Origin of the sequence: Pseudomonas cyclaminis (assembly GCF_015163715.1) — a bacterium.
GTDB lineage: Bacteria > Pseudomonadota > Gammaproteobacteria > Pseudomonadales > Pseudomonadaceae > Aquipseudomonas > Aquipseudomonas cyclaminis.
The window spans coordinates 1-16,145 of the sequence record NZ_JADDUM010000196.1 but is presented as its reverse complement, the minus strand read 5'-3'; the positions used below and the strand labels follow the sequence as shown (position 1 = coordinate 16,145).

Genomic DNA, 16,145 nt, shown 5'->3' with positions numbered 1-16,145 from the left:
CAAGCCCGCTCACTACAACTTTGCAAGGATCGCCATCATGCTGCTGATGCTCTACCTCATCGCCATCACCGCCGAAGCCATGACCGGTGCCCTCTCTGCGGGGCGTCGTGGCATGGATTGGTTTGGCGTGGTGCTGATCGCCTGCGTGACGGCGCTGGGCGGCGGTTCGGTGCGGGATGTGTTGCTGGGGCATTACCCGCTGACATGGGTCAAGCACCCGGAATACCTGGTGCTGACCTCGGTGGCGGCGCTGGTGACAATCTTTATCGCGCCCCTGATGCGCCGCCTGCGCTCGTTGTTCCTGGCTTTGGACGCCTTGGGCCTGGTGGCCTTCACGCTGATCGGTTGCATGACTGCCCTGGAAATGGGGCACGGTATGTTGGTGGCGTCAGTGAGCGGCGTGATCACCGGGGTTTTCGGCGGCATCCTGCGGGATATTTTCTGCAACGACATTCCGCTGATCTTCCGCCGTGAGCTCTACGCCAGCGTGTCGTTCCTCGCCGCGTGGTTCTATTTGCTTTGTCTGTATCTGCAATTGCCCAGCGAGCAAGCGATCCTGCTGACTCTGTTCAGCGGCTTTCTATTGCGCCTGCTGGCGATCCGTTTTCACTGGGAAATGCCCAAGTTTGTCTACAACGACGACGTGCACTAGCGCGTAGCGTGCTGGTTCAGCGCCCATTCCACGTGCTCGCGCACCAACTCCGACGGGTAATCCCGGCGCGCCTTCAAGGCTTCCAGCACCGGAATGCTCGACGGCGCATTGCCCAGGCCCACCGCCAGGTTGCGCAGCCAGCGCTCGTAACCGGCGCGGCGCAGAGGCGAACCCTCGGTGCTGCTGAGGAATTTATCCTCGTCCCACATAAACAGTTCGGCCAGTTCTGCGTTATCCAGGTTATGCCGAGGCTTGAAATCGCCCTCGGTGGTGGCGCGGGCGAAACGATTCCACGGGCAAACGATCTGACAGTCATCGCAGCCGAACACGCGGTTGCCAATCAGCGGGCGCAGGTCTTCAGGAATGGCGCTCTTGAGTTCGATGGTCAGATAGGAAATGCAGCGCCGGGCGTCCAGCACATAGGGGCCGACAAAGGCATTGGTCGGGCAGATATCCAGGCACGCCGTGCAACGGCCGCAGTGTTCGGTGCTATGGGGCTCATCCACCGGCAGCGGCAAATCGACAAACAACTCGCTGAGGAAGAAATAACTGCCAGCCTTGCGGTTGAGTACCAGGGTGTTTTTACCGATCCAGCCCAGGCCGGCTTTTTCGGCGATGGCTTTTTCCAGTACGGGGGCGCTGTCGACAAAGGCGCGAAAGCCGAACGGGCCGATCTGCGCCTGTATGCGGTCGGCCAGTTGCTGTACGCGCTTGCGGATCAGCTTGTGGTAGTCACGGCCCAGGGCGTAGCGCGAGATGTAGGCTTTTTCCGGCTGGGCCAGCAGTTGCGCCATTTGTGTGTCGCCGGGCAGGTAATCCATGCGCAGCGACACCACGCGCAAGGTGCCGGGTACCAGCTCCTCAGGGTGCGAGCGTTTGCTGCCGTGGGCGCCCATGTAGTCCATCTCGCCGTGGTAGCCCGCGTCGAGCCAGCGTTGCAGGTGCTGTTCATGCTCAGCCAGGTCCAGGCCGCTGATGCCGACTTGTTGAAAGCCCAGCTCGCGGCCCCAGTCTTTGATCGATTGGGCGAGGGCGGCAGATCGGAGGTAATAGCGGGCATGAGACACGGGAAACCACAGGTTAGATGCGTATAATTCTGCCAGACATCGGAGCTTGAAGACGCATGCCGCAGACAAAACACGAAATAACCGACGTTCAGTCCTTGTTGCACGGCCATTTGCCGCAACTGGCTGCGCGTTCCCCGGACGCCCACAAAGGCCAGTTCGGCCACTTGCTGGTCATTGGTGGCGATCGCGGCTTTGGCGGCGCGGCGCTGTTGAGCGCGGAAAGTGCCTTGCGCAGTGGCGCGGGCATGGTGTCCCTGGCGACTCGGCTTGAGCATGTGCCCGCCGCGCTGGCTCGCGTGCCGGAAGTCATGACCGTGGGCGTGAGTTCAGCCAACCAGCTTATGGGCCTGCTGGAAAAAATCTCGGTCATCGTCATTGGTCCGGGCCTGGGTGAGGCGTCCTGGGGAAAAAGCCTGATATCGGTTGCCGCGAACGCGCAGCTGCCGCAGGTGTGGGATGCAGACGCGTTGAATCAGTTGGCTGCCGGCACGGTGAGTCTTCCCAGCGGCAGCGTGATTACCCCGCATCCGGGAGAGGCGGCGCGCTTGTTGGGCGTCTCGACAGCCGAGGTTCAGGCCGACCGCCTTAAGGTGGCGCGCGCGTTGAGCCAGAAATTCAAGGCAGTGGCTATCCTCAAGGGTGCTGGCAGTTTGATTGCCAGCCCCGATGGCCGTGTTTCCCGTTGTGATCAGGGCCATCCGGCGATGGCGACGGCAGGTTTGGGCGATGTATTGGCCGGCCTGGTGGGCGCGCTGATGGCCCAAGGCATGCCGGCTTATGAAGCAAGCTGCCTGGCCGTGTGGTTGCACGCCACGGCGGGGGATCGCCAGGGCAGCCTGGGGCGCGGCCTGGCGGCCAGCGACCTGATACCGGCCATTCGTCAATTGTTGGAGGAGCAGTCGCCGTGCCTGAAGTAATTCTTTTCCTGGCCGATGAAGACGCCATGGTCGCGTTCGGTGGTCGCATTGCGCAGGTCACGGGCGGCAAAGGGCTGATCTTTCTCGAAGGTGACCTGGGCGCGGGCAAGACCACGCTGTCACGGGGCATCATTCGTGGGCTGGGCCACGCTGGGGCGGTAAAAAGTCCGACGTTTACCTTGGTCGAGCCCTATGAGATCGGTGCGGTGCGTGCGTTCCACTTCGACCTCTATCGCCTGGTCGATCCTGAAGAGCTGGAGTACGTGGGCATCCGTGATTATTTCGACGAAGACGCACTGTGCCTGATCGAGTGGCCAGATAAAGGCGCAGGCTTTTTGCCAAAGCCTGACCTGACCATTACCATTACGCCGCATGAATCAGGACGTCAGCTGAAGTTGTTGCCCCAGAGCGCACGCGCAGAGTCGTGGTGCGCCGCTCTGGCATTGAAATTCAAATAATTGGTGGGGTTAGGTATGCGCTTTCGCGCGTTGGTTGCTGTCGTAGGGGTGTTGCTTGCGGCAATGACTGTCAATGCTCTGGCTGCTTCACAGGTGAAGAGTGTTCGCCTGTGGCGAGCGCCGGATAACACGCGACTGGTGTTCGACCTGTCTGGCCCGGTCCAGCACAGCGTCTTTACCCTCACGGCGCCGGATCGCCTGGTGATCGACATCAACGGTGCGACCCTGGCCGCACCGTTGAAAGTGTCCACCGCCAACACCCCGATTACCGCCATGCGCTCGGCCCAGCGCACACCGACCGATTTGCGTGTGGTCATCGACCTGAAAAAAGTCGTGACCCCGAAAAGCTTCTCCCTGGCGCCGAACGCCCAGTATGGCAACCGTCTGGTGGTCGACCTGTTCGACAACGCCGCCGATGCCGCACCGCCGCCTGCGCCGACGCCGGCCGTGGCGACTGTGCCTGCCGTGCCGGTCAACCCGTCGCAGCCTCAGGTCAAGTTGCCGCCACCGCCGCCTGCCCCGGCTGGCAAGCGCGATATTATCGTGGTGATCGACGCCGGCCACGGTGGTGAAGACCCCGGTGCATCCGGCTCACGGGGCCAGCATGAAAAAGACGTGGTACTGGCCATCGCCCGTGAACTGCAACGCCAGGTCAACGGCATGAAAGGCTATCGCGCCGAGCTGACCCGTACCGGCGACTACTTCATTCCGCTGCGCGGCCGTACCGAAATCGCCCGCAAGAAGGGCGCCGACCTGTTCGTGTCGATCCACGCTGATGCGGCGCCATCGACCGCTGCGTTCGGTGCCTCGGTGTTTGCGCTGTCGGATCGCGGCGCCACGTCCGAGACCGCACGTTGGCTGGCCGACAGCGAAAACCGTTCCGACTTGATCGGCGGTGCCGGCAACGTGTCCCTGGATGACAAGGACAAGATGCTCGCGGGTGTACTGCTCGATCTGTCGATGACGGCCTCGCTGACCTCCAGCCTGAACGTCGGCCAGAAGGTCCTGAGCAATATCGGTCGCGTGACTTCGCTGCACAAACAGCGTGTGGAGCAGGCCGGGTTCATGGTGCTGAAGTCGCCGGACATCCCCTCGATCCTGGTGGAAACCGGATTTATCTCCAACGCCAACGAAGCTTCCAAGCTCGCCAGTGCCAGCCACCAGCAGGCCTTGGCGCGTTCCATCAGCGCCGGTGTGCGTCAGTTCTTCCAGCAAAACCCGCCGCCTGGCACCTATATCGCCTGGCTGCGTGACTCCGGCAAGATCGCCCAAGGCCCGCGTGACCATCGCGTGCAGCCCGGCGATACCCTGGCGATGCTGGCGGTGCGCTTCCAGGTCTCGGCCGCGACGTTGCGCAGTGCCAACAACCTGAAGACCGATGAGTTGAAAGTTGGCCAGGTGTTGACCATCCCAGGCACAGAATTGGCGGCGCAGTAATGAGCGAATCTATCTTGAACGGCGGGTCGCGCATTGAGTTGCTCAGCCCGCGCCTGGCTAACCAGATTGCAGCGGGCGAGGTTGTTGAACGCCCTGCATCGGTGATCAAGGAACTGCTGGAAAACAGCATCGACTCCGGTGCCAGGCGCATTGACGTCGACGTGGAGCAGGGCGGCGTCAAGTTACTGCGGGTACGTGACGACGGCAGCGGCATCTCTTCCGATGACCTGCCGCTGGCCCTGGCCCGTCACGCCACCAGCAAAATCCGCGACCTGGAAGACCTCGAACGGGTCATGAGCCTGGGCTTTCGCGGTGAGGCCTTGGCTTCGATCAGCTCCGTGGCCCGCCTGACCCTGACTTCCCGCACCCGCAATGCCGAGCAGGCCTGGCAAGTGGAAACCGAAGGCCGGGACATGGCGCCGCGGGTCCAGCCGGCGGCACACCCGGTGGGCACCTCGGTGGAAGTGCGCGACCTGTTCTTCAATACCCCGGCGCGGCGCAAATTCCTCAAGGCCGAGAAAACCGAATTCGATCACCTGCAAGAAGTCATCAAGCGCCTGGCCTTGGCCCGTTTCGACGTGGCATTCCACCTGCGGCACAACGGCAAGACCATCCTCAGCCTGCACGAAGCCCACGACGACGCCGCGCGCGCACGGCGTGTGTCGGCGATTTGCGGCGGGGGGTTCCTGGAGCAGGCGCTGCCAATCGAAATCGAGCGCAATGGCTTGCGGCTCTGGGGCTGGGTTGGCTTGCCGACTTTCTCTCGTAGCCAGGCGGACTTGCAGTACTTCTTTGTGAATGGCCGTGCGGTGCGCGACAAGCTGGTGGCCCACGCGGTGCGCCAGGCGTATCGCGATGTACTGTTCAACGGGCGGCATCCGACGTTTGTCTTGTTCTTTGAGGTCGACCCTTCGGTGGTCGACGTCAACGTGCACCCGACCAAGCACGAAGTACGCTTCCGTGATGGGCGCATGGTGCATGATTTCCTCTATGGCACCCTGCACCGGGCGCTGGGCGATGTGCGCCCGGATGACCAATTGTCGGCGCCGATAGTGACCGCAGTGGTGCGTCCGAGCGGTCCCGAAGCCGGCGAGTTTGGGCCGCAGGGCGAAATGAGCCTGGCGGCCAACCTGCTGCAATCGCCGCAGTCGCAACCTGCGTATACCGCGCCGGGCTCCGGCTCCGGCGCGGGCTATCAATACCAATACACGCCGCGACCACAATCGACTGTGCCTGTGGCCGAGGCCCAGGCGGCCTACCGCGAATTTTTCGCGCCGCTGCCGGGTGCCGAACCGGGCGCAGTGGCCTTGCCGGAAGGTGGCGGTGATATTCCGCCGCTGGGTTATGCGCTGGCGCAGCTCAAAGGCATCTATATCCTCGCGGAAAACGCCCACGGCCTGGTGCTGGTGGACATGCATGCCGCCCACGAGCGGATCATGTACGAACGCCTGAAGATCGCCATGGCCAGCGAAGGCCTCAGCGGCCAGCCGTTGCTGGTGCCGGAGTCCCTGGCCGTCAGCCAGCGTGAAGCCGATTGCGCCGAAGAGCACCACAGCGTGTTCCAGAAACTGGGCTTCGAACTGCAACGCCTGGGTCCGGAAACCCTGGCCATCCGCCAGATTCCGGCGCTGCTCAAGCAAGCCGAAGCCAACCGGCTGGTGGCCGACGTGCTGGCAGACCTGATGGAGTACGGCACCAGTGACCGTATCCAGGCGCACATCAACGAACTGCTCGGCACCATGGCCTGCCACGGCGCCATCCGCGCCAACCGCCGTCTGGCCCTGCCGGAAATGAATGGCCTGCTGCGCGACATGGAAAACACCGAGCGCAGCGGCCAATGCAACCATGGCCGACCGACCTGGACCCAAATGGGCCTGGACGATCTGGACAAACTGTTCTTGCGCGGCCGCTGATGAGTACCTTGCCCCCCGCGATTTTCCTGATGGGCCCAACGGCCGCCGGCAAGACCGACCTGGCCATCGAGCTGACCAAGGTGTTGCCGTGCGAGCTGATCAGCGTCGACTCTGCCCTGGTTTACCGGGACATGGACATCGGTACGGCCAAGCCGTCTAAAGCGCTATTGGCTGAGCATCCGCACCGCTTGATCGACATCATCGACCCGGCCGAGAGCTATTCGGCAGCGGATTTTCGCACCGACGCCCTGGCCGCCATGGCCGAGATCACCGCACGGGGCAATATTCCGCTGCTGGTGGGCGGCACGATGCTCTACTACAAGGCTTTGCAGGAAGGTCTGGCGGATATGCCGCCGGCTGACGCCCAAGTGCGTGCCGAACTCGAAGAAGAGGCTGCACGCCTTGGTTGGCAAGCCTTGCACGACCAGTTGGCGGCGGTGGATCCGGTCTCAGCCGCCCGCATTCACCCCAACGACCCCCAGCGTCTCAGTCGCGCTCTGGAAGTCTGGCGTGTCAGCGGCCAGACCATGACTGAACTACGCCTGAAACAAAGTGCGCAAAGTGCTGACGCAGGCGCTTCTGGACAGTCACAATTGCCCTATACTGTGGCGAATCTGGCCATCGCTCCGGCAAATCGCCAGGTGCTGCATGAACGAATTGCACAAAGATTCACAATTATGTTGGAACAGGGGTTTATCGACGAGGTCGTAGCACTGCGTTCCAGAGGTGACCTGCATCCAGGGTTACCTTCGATACGTGCTGTAGGCTATCGCCAAGTCTGGGATCATCTGGATGGCAAGCTGACGTCAGCCGAAATGCAGGAGCGCGGCATCATTGCCACGCGCCAATTGGCGAAACGCCAGTTCACCTGGCTGCGCAGCTGGAGCGATTTGCACTGGTTGGACAGCCTGGACAGCGACAATCTGTCACGCGCCTTGAAATACTTGGGAACGGTCTCCATATTGAGCTGAGTCCTTGCAATTGCCGTCTATCCTTGGGGGTGTGACGGCCATGAGCTATCTATTTTCCGATTTTTTATTATTGATCCTTAAAGGAGTGCGGCACATGTCAAAAGGGCATTCGCTACAAGACCCTTACTTGAATACTTTACGTAAAGAGAAAGTGGGGGTTTCCATCTACCTGGTCAACGGTATCAAGCTGCAAGGCACGATCGAGTCGTTCGACCAGTTCGTGATCCTGCTGAAAAACACCGTCAGCCAGATGGTTTACAAGCACGCTATCTCGACAGTCGTTCCAGTTCGTCCAATCCGTCTGCCTAGCGCAGCAGGTGACGAAGTCGGTGACGCTGAGCCAGGTAACGCCTGATAGGAGTCTCCTTTGTTCTTTGAGCGCCACGGTGGTGGTGAGCGGGTAATCCTCGTTCACTTGGATGGACAGGACCCTGAGGCGCGCGAAGATCCGCAGGAGTTTCAGGAGTTGGCAAATTCGGCCGGCGCCGAGACCGTTGCGTTTTTTAACGTGCCGCGTCATCGGCCAACCGCCAAATTTCTGATTGGCAGCGGCAAGGTCGAGGAACTGCGCGACCTGGTCCACGCCGAAGAAGCCGATCTGGTGATCTTCAATCACACCCTCACGCCCAGTCAGGAACGTAACCTCGAACGTGTTTTCGAGTGTCGCGTGATCGACCGTACCGGTCTGATCCTCGATATTTTCGCCCAACGCGCCCGTACCCATGAGGGCAAGCTCCAGGTAGAACTGGCCCAGCTTGACCACATGAGCACCCGGCTGGTTCGCGGCTGGACTCACCTTGAGCGTCAGGGTGGTGGCATCGGCATGCGTGGCCCGGGTGAAACCCAGCTCGAAACCGACCGACGCCTGCTGCGGGTTCGCCTGCGCCAGATCAAGGGCCGCCTCGAAAAAGTACGCAGCCAGCGCGAGCAATCGCGACGTGGGCGTTCCCGTGCGGATATCCCTACCGTGTCCCTGGTGGGCTATACCAACGCCGGCAAGTCAACGCTGTTCAACAACGTGACCCAATCCGACGTGTACGCGGCCGACCAACTCTTCGCCACCCTCGACCCGACCCTGCGCCGCCTGGATATTGGCGACCTCGGGCCGATCGTCCTGGCCGATACCGTGGGTTTCATTCGTCACTTGCCCCACAAGCTGGTCGAGGCATTTCGGTCTACGCTCGAAGAGTCGAGCAATTCCGACCTGCTGTTGCACGTGATCGATGCGGCTGAACCGGATCGCATGTTGCAGATTGAACAGGTGATGGTGGTGCTGGGCGAGATTGGTGCCCAGGACTTGCCGATCCTTGAGGTCTATAACAAACTCGATTTGCTTGAAGGCGTTGAGCCACAAATCCAGCGCGACGAGAACGGCAAACCCCAGCGGGTATGGCTGTCGGCGCGAGATGGCAGTGGTTTGGAGCTGCTTGAACAAGCCATTGCCGAATTGCTTGGCAGCGATTTGTTCGTCGGCACCTTGCGCTTGCCTCAGCGTTTTGCTCGACTGCGTGCACAGTTTTTCGAGCTGGGCGCGGTACAGAAAGAAGAACACGACGAAGAAGGTGTCAGCTTGCTGGCCGTTCGGTTGCCGCGCTCGGAGCTCAATCGGCTGGTCAGCCGTGAAGGTGTAGTCCCGACAGAGTTCATCGAACAACACACTTTGCAATAAAAGCCTCCGAAAGCGGTTGTGCCGCAGTAGCAGGCATTCTGTAGCATTGGTCGGCGCGCGTGGGTGCGTCTTTGCTTTATCAGATGGAGAGCGCTATGGCTTGGAATGAGCCGGGTGGCAACTCGAATAATCAGGATCCTTGGGGTGGTAAGCGCCGCAATAATGGCGACCGCAAGGGGCCACCAGATCTCGACGAGGCCTTCCGAAAGCTGCAGGAAAGCCTGAATGGGTTGTTCGGTGGTGGAAAAAAACGTGGTGGTGACGACGGTGGTCGTAGCAGCAAGGGCGGCGGCTATGGCCTGCTGGGCTTGGGCCTTGTCGTGCTGGCGTCGGTATGGCTGTACAGCGCCGTCTACGTCGTGGATGAGCAGGAGCAGGCCGTGGTGCTGCGCTTCGGCAAGTACTACGAGACCGTCGGCCCGGGCCTGAATATCTACTTCCCGCCGATCGACAAGAAGTACATGGAAAACGTCACGCGTGAGCGTGCCTACACCAAGCAGGGCCAGATGCTGACCGAAGACGAGAACATCGTCGAAGTGCCGCTGACCGTGCAGTACAAGATCAGCAACCTGCAGGACTTCGTGCTGAACGTTGATCAGCCGGAAATCAGCCTGCAACACGCAACCGAAAGCGCCCTGCGCCATGTGGTGGGTTCCACTGCGATGGACCAGGTGCTGACCGAAGGTCGTGAATTGATGGCCAGCGAAATCAAGGAGCGCCTGCAACGGTTCCTCGATACCTATCGCACCGGTATCACCGTCACTCAGGTGAACGTACAAAGCGCAGCGGCACCGCGTGAAGTGCAGGAAGCCTTCGATGACGTGATCCGCGCCCGTGAAGACGAGCAGCGTTCGCGCAACCAGGCTGAAACCTATGCCAACGGCGTCGTGCCGGAAGCCCGTGGTCAGGCGCAGCGCATCATCGAGGATGCCAACGGTTATCGCGATGAAGTGGTCTCCCGCGCCAAGGGTGAGGCAGATCGCTTTACCAAGCTGGTCGCCGAGTACCGCAAGGCCCCTGAAGTCACCCGCGAGCGTCTGTACCTGGACACCATGCAGGAAGTCTTCAGCAACACCAGCAAGGTCCTCGTGACCGGCAGCAAGGGTGGGCAGAACAACCTGCTGTACCTGCCGCTGGACAAGATGATCGAAGGTGGTCGTAGCAGCACCAGCGCCCCGGCCTCCGGCTCCACTGCCGCTGCCAACGAAGCGAGCGCCCGTGCGGCCGCTGACTTGCTGCAACAGCAATCACGTACCAGGGAGAGTCGTTGATGAGCAATAAATCGCTGACCGCCCTGATTGTGGGCGTCGTCGTGGTCATCGCTGCCTGGAACTGCTTCTACATCGTGGCTCAGACCGAGCGTGCGGTGCTGCTGCAATTCGGTCGCGTGGTCCAGGCAGATGTCCAGCCGGGCCTGCATGTGAAAGTCCCCTACGTCAACCAGGTGCGCAAGTTCGACGCCCGCCTGATGACCCTGGATGCACCGACGCAACGCTTCCTGACCCTGGAAAAGAAAGCCGTGATGGTTGACGCCTACGCCAAGTGGCGCGTCAAGGATGCCGAGCGCTTCTACACCGCGACCTCCGGCCTCAAGCAGATTGCCGACGAGCGTTTGTCGCGCCGTCTGGAATCGGGCCTGCGTGACCAGTTTGGTAAGCGCACCCTGCACGAGGTGGTATCCGGTGAGCGTGACGCACTGATGGCTGACATCACGCGTTCGCTGAACACGATGGCGGAAAAAGAGCTGGGCATCGAAGTTGTCGATGTGCGGGTCAAGGCCATCGACCTGCCGAAGGAAGTGAACCGCAGCGTGTTCGAGCGGATGAGTACCGAGCGTGAGCGTGAGGCTCGTGAGCACCGCGCCAAGGGTAACGAGCTGGCTGAAGGTATCCGTGCGGATGCCGACCGTCAGCGTCGCGTACTGCTGGCTGAAGCCTATCGCGAGTCTGAAGAGGCCCGTGGTGATGGTGACGCTCAAGCCTCGGCGATCTACGCCAAGGCTTACGGCCAGGACCAGGAGTTCTACGCGTTCTACCGCAGCCTGCGTGCCTACCGTGAAAGCTTCGCGAACAAAACCGACGTCATGGTGCTGGACCCAAGCAGCGACTTCTTCCGCTACCTGGAAAAGTCCAAGTAACCAGCCTGTGATTCTGTAGGGCGCACTCCGTCGGGCGGCTAAAATGCCTGGCGGGGTGATCCTTTCAGAAAACGGGTGTATGATGCGGCAGCCGGGAAATTCCCGGCTTTTTTGCGTCTGCATGTTTGATTCGGCAGGCGCGACAGGTTTTTCGAGGAAAGTGCCCGACGAGGCCGTTTGCAGGCCGTTCGTCACGTCGCTCTTGCGCGTGGTTTATGCAGGGGGCGGGTGTTTTCTGCTTCACTCAAGGCTCGGCCGAGGGCTGGCCGCCCGGATCAAAGGGGAATGGCGTAATGGCAACGGTAGACCGCTGGCTGCTGCCAGATGGCATCGAAGAAGTACTGCCACCAGAAGCTGCGCGCATTGAAGTAGCGCGTCGTCAGGTGTTGGATCTGTTCCAGAGCTGGGGTTACGAATTTGTCGTAACGCCTCATATTGAGTACCTGGAATCCCTGCTGACCGGCGCGGGCCAGGACCTGGATCTGCGCACCTTCAAGGTCATCGACCCGCAATCGGGTCGGCAAATGGGCTTCAGGGCAGACATCACGCCACAAGTGGCGCGCATTGATGCGCACACCCTGCGCCGCGAAGGTCCGAGCCGCCTGTGCTACGCCGGCAGCGTGCTGCATGCTCAGCCGCGGGCCTTGTCGTCCTCCCGTAGCCCGATCCAGTTGGGCGCCGAGTTGTACGGTGATGCCAGTCCGAGCAGTGACGTTGAAGTGATCAGCTTGATGCTGGCCATGCTGCAACTGGCTGACGTGCCCGATGTCCACATGGACCTGGGTCACGTCGGTATCTACCGTGGCCTGGCCCGTGCGGCCGGTTTGTCTGGTGAAGTAGAGCAGCAGCTGTTCGATGCCTTGCAGCGCAAGGCTATCGATGAAGTCATCGCGTTGACCGAAGGCGTGCCTGCGGATCTCGCCGGCATGCTGCGCGCACTGGTGAACCTGTGCGGCGGTCGTGAAGTGCTGACGGCTGCGCGTGAGCGCCTGGCCAATGCGCCAGCGCCGGTATTGGCTGCGCTGGATGACGTGCTGGCGATTGCCGAGCAGTTGTCGGCGCGCTTCCCTGATTTGCCGCTGTACTTTGATCTGGGCGAGCTACGCGGTTACCACTATCACACCGGTGTGGTGTTCGCGGTGTTTGTCCCGGGTGTTGGCCAGGCCATCGCCCAAGGCGGTCGTTACGACGATATCGGCGCCGACTTCGGTCGCGCCCGTCCGGCGACTGGCTTCTCCACCGATTTGAAAACCCTGGTGACCCTGGGGCGTGCTGAGGTCGAGCTGCCGTCTGGTGGCATCTGGATGCCCGACAGTACGGACGCAGCACTCTGGCAGCAGGTCTGCCAGTTGCGCAGTGAGGGTCAGCGTGTTGTCCAGGCCTTGCCTGGCCAGCCATTGGCCGCCGCCCGTGAAGCGGACTGCGACCGGCAATTGATTCTGCAGAACGGGCTTTGGCAAGTATCGCCACTGGCTTCTTGAGTTTTCCTGCCGGCCATCGCCGGCACCAAGTTTGCGCGAATGAGGACAAGTGTTATGGGTAAGAATGTCGTAGTCCTGGGCACCCAATGGGGTGATGAGGGCAAAGGCAAGATCGTTGATCTGCTGACCGAACATGCTGCCGCCGTAGTGCGCTACCAAGGTGGCCACAACGCTGGCCATACCCTGGTCATCGATGGCGAAAAAACCGTCTTGCACCTGATCCCGTCGGGCGTCCTGCGCGAAGGCGTGCAGTGCCTGATCGGCAACGGCGTGGTGGTTGCACCGGATGCCCTGCTGCGCGAGATCATCAAGCTGGAAGAGAAAGGCGTACCGGTGCGCGAGCGCCTGCGTATCAGCCCGTCCTGCCCGCTGATCCTGTCCTTCCACGTTGCGCTGGACCAGGCCCGTGAAAAGGCCCGTGGCGAGCTGAAGATCGGTACGACCGGTCGCGGCATCGGCCCGGCCTACGAAGACAAGGTTGCGCGTCGTGGCCTGCGTGTGGGCGACCTGCTCAACATGCCGCGCTTTGAAGACAAACTGCGTGAGTTGGTGGACTACCACAACTTCATGCTGGTCGGTTATTACAAAGAGCCAGCCATCGAGTTCGACAAGACCCTGGCCGAGTGCAAGGAATACGCCGAGCTGCTCAAGCCGCTGATGCTGGACGTGACTGCCGAGCTGCACGACCTGCGTCGTGCTGGCAAAGACATCATGTTCGAAGGCGCCCAAGGTTCGTTGCTGGACATCGACCACGGCACCTACCCGTACGTGACCAGCTCCAACACCACCGCTGGCGGCGTTGCGACCGGTTCGGGCGTTGGCCCGATGTTCCTGGACTACATCCTGGGCATCACCAAGGCTTACACCACTCGCGTAGGTTCGGGTCCCTTCCCGACTGAACTGTTCGACGAAGTCGTGCGCACCTGGCCAAACAAGGTCACGAGTTCGGTGCTACCACCGGCCGTGCCCGTCGTTGCGGCTGGTTCGACGCCGTTATCCTGCGTCGCGCTATCGATGTGAACAGCATCTCGGGCATCTGCTTCACCAAGCTGGATGTACTCGACGGTTTGGAAACCATCAACATCTGCGTCGGCTACAAAGATGCAGAAGGCAACGATGTTGCTCCGACTGACGCTGACAGCTACGTAGGCCTGCAGCCTGTGTACGAAGAAGTACCGGGCTGGACCGAGTCGACCGTGGGCGCCAAGACCCTGGAAGAACTGCCGGCCAACGCCCGTGCCTACATCAAGCGTGTTGAAGCGCTGATCGGTGCGCCGATTGACATTATTTCGACGGGTCCGGACCGCAACGAAACCATCGTTCTGCGTCATCCGTTCGCTTAATAAGCTGTTGATGTAAAAAGAAAAGGGCTCCCTAGGGAGCCCTTTTTCGTTTCTGTTCGCCAAGCGGCACGACCCTTGCTGTGTTTCTTTCTTTCGCGGTGCTATCAAATTAATGGCACCCGTGGTGGAGGGATTCTTGATGTCTGCCGTTCTTTCGTTGTTACAAAGTCGTCTGTTGCGACCGGTGTTCGTTACCTTGGGTATCGCCCTTTTGGTGCAAGTGCTGGTGGCCGTCGCTCTAACCCGGAGCACCGTCACTGCACTGGAGGCTGATTTGGGCAGTCGCCTGGGGATCGATAGCCAGAAGCTGTCTGGTGAGTTGGCCCAGGCAGGCAAGGAAGTCACTTCGAGCCTCGACAGTTTGTCTGCCAGCACCCGCCAGCGCCTGACGGCAGGCCTTTCCACGCGCCTGCAGGAAGAACAGAAGCAACTGCGTGCGACCCTGGAAAAAGACCTGAAGGACTCCGCCAATGACATGGCGCAACTGCTGGCCTCGGTGGCGCCCCGCGCCATGTGGGACAGCGACGTGCCCACACTGTCCGAGTTTGCTCGGCGCGCCCAGCGCAATCCCAACGTGCTGTTTGTGGTCTACGACGATGCGGCGGGTGAGCACCTGACCCGTTACCTGAACCGTGAAAATCCGATCAACAAGGCGCTGCTGGAAAAAGGCCAGGGCGACCGCGCCTTGGACAAAGTCCTGAATGCCGCGAAGAACGATCCTTCGGTGTTCTACGTTGAGGCCTCTATCAGCCCCAATGGCGTAGAAATCGGCAAGGTGCTCATGGGCGTATCGACGGCGTCGGTCGAAGCTGACCTGCAAGCACTGGACAAGCGTTTTGCCGCGCTGATTGCCAGCGGTGATCAGTTGGTCGGCGACAGTCTCAAAGGCGCTGCTGCGGACAGCGCTGCGGCGATGGGCGCGCGTTTGCAGTCGGCGCAAGCCACCGCAACCGAAATGACCGCCAACACTACTGGCGCCGTGCAGGAGGCTGCGGGCACGCTGCGCTGGCGTATCGGCATGGGACTGGCGCTGGTCGGTTTCGGCGTATTGGCATTGATCGCGGTCGTGCTCGGTCGCCGCGTGGTCAATCGCCTGAAGCTGCTGATTGCGGCCATGGACGACCTGGCTGCGGGGGAGGGCGACCTCACCAAGCGTGTACAGATCAGTAGCAAGGATGAGATTGGCGACATGGCCTCGGCGGTCAATCGCTTTGTGGATAAGTTGCAGCCCATCGTGCGCGAAGCCGGTGACGTGGCCCAGCGTACCGGCGTGGAAATCGGCGCCATGACCTTGCGCAATGCCGGTGCCGATGCGGCCGCTGGCTTGCAGCGCGATGAAGTGGCCGAGAGCTTGCGTGCGCTGTCGCAAATGGCTGACGAGGCGCAGGCCGAAAGCCATGCCATGCAAGCGGCATTGCAACAGGTGGTTGATATTCGCCAGGCCACGGATGAAAACTCGCGCACCTCGGCCGAAGTCGGCAGTTTGATTGAGGCGCTGGCGGGACAAGTCCAGGCCGGCTCCCAGGTGATCGAGCGGCTGGCTCAGCAAAGCGAGCAGATCGAGGTGGTGTTGACGGTGATTCATGGTATCGCCGAGCAAACCAACCTGTTGGCCCTCAACGCGGCCATTGAGGCGGCGCGAGCCGGCGAGACCGGGCGCGGCTTTGCGGTGGTGGCGGACGAAGTGCGTGCGCTGGCCAGTAAAACTCAAAGCTCTACCGGAGACATCCAGGCGCACATCGTGGCGTTGCAGCAGGGCGCGCGCGAGGCGGTGGAAACCATCGGCAAGGCCGGGCGCCAGGCCAATGAAGGGTTGCTGGTGCTGCGTGACAGCGTGCGCTTGCAGCAGACGGTCCAGGCTTCGGTCGAGCAGGTGCATGCAGCGATTGGCCTGGCCACCCGTGCGGCTGAGCATCAGGCTCAAGGCGCGCATGCGGTGCGGGGGCGGGTTGAAGTGATCCACGCCCAGGCCGAGCGTGCCGCGCAGGCGGTGGTGGAGACGACCGCCAGTGGCAAGGTGCTGGATGGGTTGGCGGCGCAGTTGAAGGCGAGTTTGGGGCAGTTCCGGGCCTAGTGTTGTCTGTTCGGGCCTCATCGGGG

13 protein-coding genes and 1 pseudogene are annotated in these 16,145 nt (G+C 61.4%); 13 read left to right on the top strand and 1 reads right to left on the bottom strand.

What is annotated here, in order from left to right; all coding sequences use genetic code 11:
- The first annotated feature begins 34 nt into the window (after positions 1-34).
- Positions 35-652 carry a trimeric intracellular cation channel family protein gene (locus tag IQK56_RS22795; protein ID WP_170827587.1) on the top strand — a complete coding sequence of 206 codons (618 nt, stop codon included), beginning with the start codon at positions 35-37 and terminating at the stop codon, positions 650-652.
- Here IQK56_RS22795 and queG read toward each other — a convergent pair.
- On the bottom strand, positions 649-1,719 hold the full coding sequence (queG, locus tag IQK56_RS22790) for a tRNA epoxyqueuosine(34) reductase QueG (RefSeq protein ID WP_341869538.1): 1,071 nt from the start codon (positions 1,717-1,719) through the stop codon (positions 649-651). The two genes, IQK56_RS22795 and queG, sit on opposite strands and share 4 nt — an antisense overlap.
- A 56-nt stretch (positions 1,720-1,775) precedes the next feature.
- Here queG and IQK56_RS22785 point away from each other — a divergent pair, with 56 nt between their 5' ends.
- From IQK56_RS22785 to IQK56_RS22730, 12 genes and pseudogenes are all read left to right on the top strand, one after another.
- A complete protein-coding gene (locus IQK56_RS22785; protein ID WP_150760898.1) occupies positions 1,776-2,636 on the top strand; it encodes an NAD(P)H-hydrate dehydratase in 861 nt (286 codons plus the stop codon).
- Complete coding sequence (tsaE, locus tag IQK56_RS22780) at positions 2,624-3,094, top strand: tRNA (adenosine(37)-N6)-threonylcarbamoyltransferase complex ATPase subunit type 1 TsaE (RefSeq protein WP_193862498.1); 471 nt, start codon at positions 2,624-2,626, stop codon at positions 3,092-3,094. Before IQK56_RS22785 ends, tsaE begins: the two co-directional genes overlap by 13 nt.
- A 15-nt stretch (positions 3,095-3,109) precedes the next feature.
- On the top strand, positions 3,110-4,531 hold the full coding sequence (locus tag IQK56_RS22775; protein WP_099583678.1) for an N-acetylmuramoyl-L-alanine amidase: 1,422 nt from the start codon (positions 3,110-3,112) through the stop codon (positions 4,529-4,531).
- The gene (gene mutL, locus IQK56_RS22770; RefSeq protein WP_425274559.1) at positions 4,531-6,444 is read left to right on the top strand and encodes a DNA mismatch repair endonuclease MutL; all 1,914 of its coding nucleotides are present in this window, start codon (positions 4,531-4,533) and stop codon (positions 6,442-6,444) included. Before IQK56_RS22775 ends, mutL begins: the two co-directional genes overlap by 1 nt.
- The gene (gene miaA / locus IQK56_RS22765) at positions 6,444-7,415 is read left to right on the top strand and encodes a tRNA (adenosine(37)-N6)-dimethylallyltransferase MiaA (protein WP_150674925.1); all 972 of its coding nucleotides are present in this window, start codon (positions 6,444-6,446) and stop codon (positions 7,413-7,415) included. Before mutL ends, miaA begins: the two co-directional genes overlap by 1 nt.
- A 94-nt stretch (positions 7,416-7,509) precedes the next feature.
- Positions 7,510-7,770, top strand: a complete 261-nt coding sequence (gene hfq / locus IQK56_RS22760; protein ID WP_071482778.1) for an RNA chaperone Hfq — start codon at positions 7,510-7,512, stop codon at positions 7,768-7,770.
- Positions 7,771-7,782: 12 nt separating this feature from the next.
- Positions 7,783-9,084: a ribosome rescue GTPase HflX gene (gene hflX / locus IQK56_RS22755; RefSeq protein ID WP_099583675.1), complete on the top strand. Its 1,302-nt coding sequence runs from the start codon at positions 7,783-7,785 to the stop codon at positions 9,082-9,084.
- Between the two features lie 95 nt (positions 9,085-9,179).
- Entirely contained in the window at positions 9,180-10,355 is a 1,176-nt protein-coding gene (gene hflK / locus IQK56_RS22750) for an FtsH protease activity modulator HflK (protein ID WP_193862497.1), read from the top strand.
- A complete protein-coding gene (gene hflC, locus IQK56_RS22745; protein WP_122308454.1) occupies positions 10,355-11,221 on the top strand; it encodes a protease modulator HflC in 867 nt (288 codons plus the stop codon). The genes hflK and hflC overlap by 1 nt, the downstream gene beginning before the upstream one ends.
- A 293-nt stretch (positions 11,222-11,514) precedes the next feature.
- The gene (locus tag IQK56_RS22740; RefSeq protein ID WP_122308453.1) at positions 11,515-12,702 is read left to right on the top strand and encodes an ATP phosphoribosyltransferase regulatory subunit; all 1,188 of its coding nucleotides are present in this window, start codon (positions 11,515-11,517) and stop codon (positions 12,700-12,702) included.
- A 54-nt stretch (positions 12,703-12,756) separates the two neighbouring features.
- Positions 12,757-14,045: pseudogene (locus IQK56_RS22735) on the top strand (adenylosuccinate synthase).
- A 139-nt stretch (positions 14,046-14,184) separates the two neighbouring features.
- Positions 14,185-16,119 carry a methyl-accepting chemotaxis protein gene (locus IQK56_RS22730; protein ID WP_112193125.1) on the top strand — a complete coding sequence of 645 codons (1,935 nt, stop codon included), beginning with the start codon at positions 14,185-14,187 and terminating at the stop codon, positions 16,117-16,119.
- Positions 16,120-16,145: the final 26 nt, after the last annotated feature.

Bases quoted from the DNA above. Each gene is read 5' to 3' on its own strand.
- IQK56_RS22785 (WP_150760898.1), top strand. From the start codon at position 1,776: ATGCCGCAGACAAAACACGAAATAACCGACGTTCAGTCCTTGTTGCAC.
- IQK56_RS22775 (WP_099583678.1), top strand. From the start codon at position 3,110: ATGCGCTTTCGCGCGTTGGTTGCTGTCGTAGGGGTGTTGCTTGCGGCA.
- mutL (WP_425274559.1), top strand. From the start codon at position 4,531: ATGAGCGAATCTATCTTGAACGGCGGGTCGCGCATTGAGTTGCTCAGC.
- miaA (WP_150674925.1), top strand. From the start codon at position 6,444: ATGAGTACCTTGCCCCCCGCGATTTTCCTGATGGGCCCAACGGCCGCC.
- hfq (WP_071482778.1), top strand. From the start codon at position 7,510: ATGTCAAAAGGGCATTCGCTACAAGACCCTTACTTGAATACTTTACGT.
- hflK (WP_193862497.1), top strand. From the start codon at position 9,180: ATGGCTTGGAATGAGCCGGGTGGCAACTCGAATAATCAGGATCCTTGG.
- hflC (WP_122308454.1), top strand. From the start codon at position 10,355: ATGAGCAATAAATCGCTGACCGCCCTGATTGTGGGCGTCGTCGTGGTC.
- IQK56_RS22740 (WP_122308453.1), top strand. From the start codon at position 11,515: ATGGCAACGGTAGACCGCTGGCTGCTGCCAGATGGCATCGAAGAAGTA.
- IQK56_RS22730 (WP_112193125.1), top strand. From the start codon at position 14,185: ATGTCTGCCGTTCTTTCGTTGTTACAAAGTCGTCTGTTGCGACCGGTG.